This window comes from Sphingobium sp. PNB (assembly GCF_019873065.1).
Lineage (GTDB): Bacteria > Pseudomonadota > Alphaproteobacteria > Sphingomonadales > Sphingomonadaceae > Sphingobium > Sphingobium fuliginis.
The window spans coordinates 1-7,134 of sequence record NZ_JAINEZ010000145.1 but is presented as its reverse complement, the minus strand read 5'-3'; the positions used below and the strand labels follow the sequence as shown (position 1 = coordinate 7,134).

General features: G+C 66.7%; 6 protein-coding genes. 4 read left to right on the top strand and 2 right to left on the bottom strand.

Annotation, left to right across the window (positions count from 1 at the left end; genetic code table 11):
* Window positions 1-101 precede the first annotated feature (101 nt).
* Together K7W03_RS26010 and K7W03_RS26005 are read right to left on the bottom strand one after the other, a co-directional pair.
* The gene (locus K7W03_RS26010) at window positions 102-1,553 is read right to left on the bottom strand and encodes an MFS transporter (RefSeq protein WP_222887808.1); all 1,452 of its coding nucleotides are present in this window, start codon (window positions 1,551-1,553) and stop codon (window positions 102-104) included.
* Window positions 1,550-3,418 (bottom strand): NAD(P)/FAD-dependent oxidoreductase, encoded by a 1,869-nt coding sequence (locus K7W03_RS26005; RefSeq protein ID WP_319024347.1) that lies wholly within the window; start codon window positions 3,416-3,418, stop codon window positions 1,550-1,552. Before K7W03_RS26005 ends, K7W03_RS26010 begins: the two co-directional genes overlap by 4 nt.
* A gap of 191 nt (window positions 3,419-3,609) precedes the next feature.
* Between K7W03_RS26005 and K7W03_RS26000 the strand changes: the two genes are divergently transcribed.
* The 4 genes from K7W03_RS26000 to K7W03_RS25985 all read left to right on the top strand — a co-directional run.
* Entirely contained in the window at window positions 3,610-4,086 is a 477-nt protein-coding gene (locus tag K7W03_RS26000; RefSeq protein WP_064232706.1) for a hypothetical protein, read from the top strand.
* A gap of 45 nt (window positions 4,087-4,131) precedes the next feature.
* Window positions 4,132-5,556, top strand: coding sequence for an NAD-dependent succinate-semialdehyde dehydrogenase (locus K7W03_RS25995; RefSeq protein WP_222887806.1), 1,425 nt, complete (start codon window positions 4,132-4,134; stop codon window positions 5,554-5,556).
* A gap of 86 nt (window positions 5,557-5,642) precedes the next feature.
* Window positions 5,643-6,560 (top strand): TauD/TfdA dioxygenase family protein, encoded by a 918-nt coding sequence (locus K7W03_RS25990; RefSeq protein ID WP_222887804.1) that lies wholly within the window; start codon window positions 5,643-5,645, stop codon window positions 6,558-6,560.
* A gap of 42 nt (window positions 6,561-6,602) precedes the next feature.
* Window positions 6,603-7,134: thiamine pyrophosphate-binding protein (locus K7W03_RS25985; RefSeq protein WP_222887802.1), on the top strand; the 532-nt coding region annotated here is incomplete at its 3' end.

The window sequence follows — 7,134 nt, the reverse complement described above, 5'->3', positions numbered from 1 at the left end:
CGCTGTTTTGCAACGGCTAAGTCAGAAGCTCGCTACGCTCGCGCCCACCCCTAACCCCTCCCGTTTACGGGAGGGGAAGGTCTTGGATTGGCCAATAGCGCTCATTTCGGTCTGTCCTGCTCCGCACGCGGCACATGGCCGCTCATGGCCGATCCGGCATCCGGGGCGAAGCGCCGGTTCACGAAGAAAGCCGACAGCGAGATCAGGGCCACGGCGACCAGCGCGGCGGCAAAATCCTCCCGGTGGGGCGTGGCCGATCCGCGGACGGCCATGCTCGCCTGGATCGCGACGGAGGCGGTGCAGATGCCCAGCGACAGCAGCAATTGCTGGAATGTGGAATAGAGGCTGGACGCACGGCTGATCCGCGCCGCCTCCACGCCTTCATAAGCCACCGTGTTGTAGACCGAGAACTGAAAGGACATGAAAAAGCCCGCGAGCGTCAGGACCGCCATCATCAGCGGCACCGGCCAGTCCGCCCGGAACGCCGCCGCCAGCCCGTAGCAGAGCGAGGACAGCAGACCGTTCACGATCAGGCTGCGCCGGAAGCCCAGACGGCGCAGCACTGGGGAAACGATGGCCTTCGACACCAGCGATCCCACCGCCGTGGCGAGCATGATCGCGCCGCTCACCGCCGCGCTGAAGCCGAATCCCACCTGGAACATCAGCGGCAGCAGGAAGGGCTGCGCGCCCTGGGTGATGCGGGTCAGCGATCCGCCGATCAGCGACAGGCGGAAGGACCGGTCGCGCAGCACGGTGAGGTCCAGCAGCGGATCGGGCCGGCGCGCCGCATGGCGGACATAGGTTCCGGCCATCATGCCCGCGACGGCGAGCAGCAGCAGGGCCTGCCCCAGCCGTCCGGGCTGGCTCGCGCTTTCGCACCCGAGCAGCAGGGTACCGAGGCCGGCAGCGCAGATCAGGAAGCCCGGAATGTCTGCGCGTCCGGGCGCATCGGCGCGGCCATTGTCGATATGGAGGGAGATGGCGGCGATCCCCGCCAGCCCGACCGGCAGGTTGACGTAGAATATCCAGCGCCAGTCCAGATGGGTGACGATCAGCCCGCCTATGGGCGGACCCAGCATCGGGCCCAGCAGCGCAGGCGTGACCAGCCAGGCGGTCGCTGAAACCAGATCCTGCCTGCGCGTGACCCGCAGCAGGGCGATCCGCCCCACCGGGGTCATCATCGCCCCGCCCGCGCCCTGCACGAAGCGGGCCATGCCCATCTGGGCTGCCGATGTCGAAAAGGCGCAGAGCAGCGAGCCCGCCATGAAGACCAGTATCGCCGCCCGCAATACCGACCGCGCGCCGAACCGGTCGGCCAGCCGGCCGCTCAGCGGGATGAAGGCCGCCACCGCCAGCAGATAGGCGGTCAGGACCAGGCCGAGGGCATTGACCGATTCCCGGAAGTCCCGCGCGATGGTGGGCAGCGCGGTGGTCAGCACGGTCGCGTCGATCTGCTCCATGATCATGGTGCTGGCGACGATCAGCGCGACGACGCGGTAATTGCCCCGGCTGGAACGATCTGCGGATGGAGCGGCCGTGCAGCCGCCGCTCATGCCCCCTGCGATGCCATGAGGCCGTCTTCCGGGAGGCAGAGGGGCGCCCGCATCACGGCTTCGGGCTGGTGGACGGGGGTATCGATCCCCTCCATCCGCGCCTTGATCTGAAGGGCGAGATGCAGCGAGTGGAAGCGCGACTGGGCCAGATTGCCGCCATGGAACCACAGCCCCTCCTGCCGGGTCGGCTTCCACATGTTGCGAAGCTCCCCCTCCCAGGGACCGGGGTCCATGGTGGTGCCCGATCCCAGGCCCCAGCAGCGGCCCACCTTTTCAGCGACCTCCCGGGAGATCAGCATCTCGGCCCAGCCGTCCATCGGGCCGTAGCCGGTCGCGTAGATGATCGCGTCGGCCGCCACCTCGCTGCCGTCGGTCAGCACCAGGCCGCCGGGGGCGATGGAGGCGACGCCGACGCCGCTCCGCACCCTGACCTCTCCGTCGCAGATCAGGTCGGAGCCGCCGACATCGATATAATAGCCCGAGGCGCGGCGCATATATTTGCCCGCTATGGCCGTCCCGTCCTCCCCGAAATCGAACTGGAAGCCGGATGCCGCCAGCCGTTCGTAGAAGGCCGCGTCCTCCCGGCGTATGCGGTCGCAATTATGGCGGTCCATCGCCTCCTTCAGGCGGAAGGGCGTGGATGCGGTGATCAGGTCGGCCCGGTCGGTATCGATCCCTGCCGCGATCCCCTTCTCCGAATAGGGGCCTTCTTCGGAAATGCGGCGCAGCGCGCTCGCCTTGATGACGGTGGTGGGCGACCGCTGGATCATCGTGACCTTCGCGTCGTTCGACCAGAGGTCGACGCAAATGTCGTGCGCGGAGTTGTTGGAACCCACGACCACGCAGGCCTTGCCGGCAAAGGCCGCGCCATCCGCATATTGGCTGCTATGGCACTGCACCCCGCGAAAGCTGTCCGCGCCGGGGAAGACGGGCATGTTGGCGATGCCCGACAATCCGGTGGCCAGAACCAGCTGCGCCGGGCGCAGGACCATTTCCTGGCCCGCCCGATCGACCTTCACCGTCCAGCGTTTCGCGGCTTCGTCATAATGCGCCCCGGTGCAGCGGGTGGAGCCCCAGAAGTCCAGTTCCAGCACCCGGGCATACATTTCCAGCCAGTCGCCCATCTTGTCCTTGGCGGTATAGACCGGCCAATGGTCCGGGAAGGGGATATAGGGCAGATGGTCGATCCAGACCGGATCGTGCAGGTAGAGCGACTTGTAGCGGCTGCGCCAGGCATCGCCCGGCTTTTCCAGCGCGTCGACGATGAGGGTCGGGACGCCGAGCCGCTTCAGCCGCGCGCCCAGCGCCAGCCCGCCCTGGCTGCCGCCGACGACCAGGCAATAGGGCTGCACCTCCGTCCCCAGCGTCCGGGCGGTCGCGGCCCGCGCCTCCGACCAGGTTTCCCGGTCCTTGATGGCGCGATGGACGACGCCCTCCGGCCGGCGTCGCCCGCCCGGCTCCTCAAAGCCCTTGAGTTCCTGCAGGGCGGTGAGCAGGGTGAAGCAGCGGCCGTCCTTCAGCCGGACATGGCCCTTGCCCCGGCCCGCGCCGGTCTCGAAATCGAACCAGCCTTCGATCAGCCCGTCCCTTTCGGCGGCGGCGCCTTCCGGGCACGCGGTGAAGGGGAGGACGGGATCGGCCTGCGCGTCCAGCATTGTACCGATGGCCTCGCGCCCCTCCATCGTCGCGATGTTCCAGGTGAAGGCGACCAGGTCGCGCCAATAGCATTCGTCGGGCGCGAAAAGAGCAAGGACGCCGCCGGTGTCGCGGGCAGCCAGCGCGGCCTGAAATCCGTCGAGCCAGTGTTCCAGCGCCCGGTCATGCTGTCCGCTCTTCACCTTCTGCTCCTCTTCCGCCCCGCGCACGGCGGCCCCTCAACCTGCCATCTTCGGTGGCAAAATCCCATCGGCGGAAAAAATAAGTATTCTGGCGCGAGTATAACCAAAGGTGATCGGACAGGGCGTCATGCCCTATTCTATGTTCTTGTGAGAGAGCGGCGGGAAGGCATCCCCGCTGCGACAATAGCGCCGGCAGGGACAGGACGACGGAATTGGCGATGACATCCGAAGAAAAGATCATGCTGACCCAGCTCCTGCTCGCCAATGCGACGGACTATTGGTATGAGGTGGACGTCAATGGCGGTCTGGACACCCGCGACTATTATCTGGAGGACGCCACCTTCTTCAACCTGAAGGGGCGCGAGGCGATCCATCAGTTCTATGTCTGGCGGCAGAGCCGGGGGCCGCGCGTCAACCGCCATGTCATCGCGAATTTCCGCGCCGAGCTGATCGAGCCCGGATTGGCGCGCACGAACAATGTCATGATGTTGTTCGCCGGGGACGGGGTGCCGGTGCTGCCCTCCCACGCGCCGATCCAGATCGCGGAGCAGATCGACCATCTGCTGCTGTGCGAGGATGGCCGCTGGCGTTTCCGCACGCGGGAATTCGTCAACCTGTTCAAGAGCGACACGCCGACCACCGTGCCGCCGCGTGCGTGGTATGAGAAATGGAGTCCCGGCAGCCTGAAGGATTGATGCGACGAGTGCGGGTGCGGGCGGAATGCGGGCGAAGGACGGTCAGTGAAGCGCGAACAATGTTTCATCGCGGGTGAATGGGTCGGCAATGGGGAGTGGATCGCGGTCGACAATCCGGCGACGGGCGGGATCATCGGCCGCGTTCCGGCGCTGGGGCGGGAGGAGAGCCGGCGGGCGATAGGGGCGGCGGCCATGGCCATGCCCGCCTGGGCGGCGCGCCCGGCCGGTGAAAGGGCCGCGATCCTGCAACGCATCGCCGCCCTGATGCTGGAGCGCGCCGACGATCTTGCCGCCCTGCTGACCGAGGAACAGGGCAAGCCGCTGGCGGAGGCGAAGGGCGAGATCGCCTATGCCGCGTCCTTCTTCCAATGGTTCGGGGAGGAAGCGAAGCGCGCCTATGGCGACATCATTCCCGGTCCCATGCCGGACAGGCGCATCATGGTGCTGAAGCAGCCGGTGGGCGTCGTGGCCGCGATCACCCCCTGGAACTTCCCCGCCGCCATGGTCGCGCGCAAACTGGCCCCGGCGCTTGCGGCTGGGTGCGGGGTGGTGCTCAAGCCTTCGGAACTCACGCCCTTCACCGCATTGGCGATAGCGCAGATCGCGGACGAGGCGGGCGTGCCGCGGGGGCTTCTCAACGTCGTGACCGGCGATGCGCGGGAGATCGGGGCCGAAATGACGGGCAATCCCGTGGTCCGCAAGATCAGCTTCACCGGATCGACGGCGGTCGGGCGGCTGCTGATGGAGCAGGCGTCCCGCAGCATCAAGAAACTCAGCCTGGAACTGGGCGGAAACGCGCCCTTCATCGTCTTCGACGACGCCGATCTGGATGCAGCCGTCACGGGCGCGATCCAGTCCAAATATCGCAATGCAGGCCAGACCTGCGTCTGCGCCAACCGCTTCTATGTCCAGGCGGGCGTCTATGACGCCTTTGCCGGGAAGCTGGCCGCCGCCACGGCGAAGCTGCGGGTCGGCGAAGGGACCCGCCCCGGCGTCGACATCGGTCCCCTGATCGATGAACGGGCCGTCGCGAAGGTCCAGCGGCACGTTGACGATGCCGTGGCGAAGGGCGCGCGGATCGTGCTGGGCGGCGGCCCCGCCCCCGACGGCCCGCGCTTCTTCACCCCGACGATCCTGCGCGACGTGAAGCCGGGCATGCAGGTGCTGGAGGAGGAGACCTTCGGCCCCCTGGCGCCGCTGGTGAAGTTCGATGACGACGCCGAAGCCATCGCCCTTGCCAATGACAGCGAATTCGGACTGGCCGCCTATTTCTACGCGCGCGACGTCAACCGCATCTGGCGCGCGGCGGAAGGCATCGAATCCGGCATTGTCGGCATCAACACCGGCCTCATTTCGACCGAAGTGGCGCCCTTTGGCGGCGTCAAGCAATCGGGCATCGGCCGGGAGGGGTCGCGTTACGGGCTGGATGATTATCTGGAGCTGAAATATCTCTGCCTGTCTCTTGCTTGAACCGGGGCCGCATTTGTGAGAGACAGGTTTGTGACCGGTACCAAATCGCTTTCGGGGCCAGGGCCCCGCGCAATTGACAGGAGAAGATGATGTCCAGTCATTCGACCATGTTGGACAGGAACGATATACTGACATGCACGCCGGTCCATCCCCATTTCGCCGCGCGGGCGGAGGGGATCGACCTGCGCCGGCCGCTGACGGAGGAGCAGAAGGCGGCGGTCAGGGGCGCGATGGACCGTTATGGCGTGGTCGTCTTCCCCAACCAGATGATGAGCGACGACGAACAGGCCGCCTTCGCCGAACAGTTCGGCACCATCGAGGAGACGCCGACGCTGGTCGACCAGGAACGGCGCCGCATCGCCAATATGAAGATCAACGACATCTCCAATCTGGGCCCGGACGGCCGGATCTGGGGCGCGGACGACCGGCGGCGCATGTATAATCTGGGCAATCTGCTGTGGCACAGCGACAGCAGCTTCAAGCCGACGCCGGCCTATTGGTCGATGCTCCAGGCCCGCGTCATCCCGCCGGTCGGCGGCGCCACCGAATATATCGACACCCGCGTCGCATGGGACCATCTGCCGGACGAACTCAAGGCCATTGCAAAGGACCTGATCGCCCGTCATTCGCTGATCTATTCCCGCGAGCAGATGGGTTTCGACGCATTCAGCCCGGAGGAGGTCGAACGGTGCACGCCGGTGCCGCAACGGCTGGTGCGGCTGCACAGGGAATCCGGGCGGCTTGCCCTCTACCTCTCCGCCCATATCGGCGCCATCGAGGGCTGGCCCCGTCCCGAAGCCATGGCGCTGATCCGGGAACTCACCGAATTCGCCACCCAGCGCCCGTTCGTCTATGCGCATCAATGGGCGGTCGGGGACCTCGTCATCTGGGACAATCGCTGCACCATGCATCGCGGCACGCGCTATGACGACAAGAAATATCCGCGCGACATGCGCCGGGTGACGCTGGAGGACAGCGCCCCCACTTTGGAACAGCCGATCTGATAGAGCCGATCTGGCAGGGCATGCGCCCGGAAGGAAGACAGAATGACCGTTGGAACGGTAAGCGAGGCCATTGTCGCCCGCCTCGCGGAAAAGGGCGTGCGCTTCATCTTCGGCGTGCCGGGGGGCGAGTGCAATCTCGACTTCATCGCCGCGGCGGAGAAGCAGGGCATGCGCTTCATCCTGACGCGGACGGAGACGTCGGCGGCGATGATGGCCTGCGTCACCGCCGAAATCACCGGAGCGCCCGGCGTGGCGATGACGACGCGGGGGCCGGGCCTTGCCGCCGCCGCCAATGGCGTCGCCTATTCCGATCTGGATCGTGCCGCGATGCTGCTGATCGCGGACGGCTATGAAGACGACCAGGCCTATATCAGCCATCAGCGGATCGACCAGACGGCGATATTGGCGCCGATGCTGCGCGCTTCCTCCAACCTGCGGAACGGCGATCCCATGGCGGAGGTCGACCGGCTGATCGACGCCGCCATGGGCAATCCGCCGGGCCCCGCCTATCTGGAGGTCGCCGGTTCCTTCATCCGCCGCCGGGCCGAAGCGGCGCCCGCCCCCCGTTCCGCGC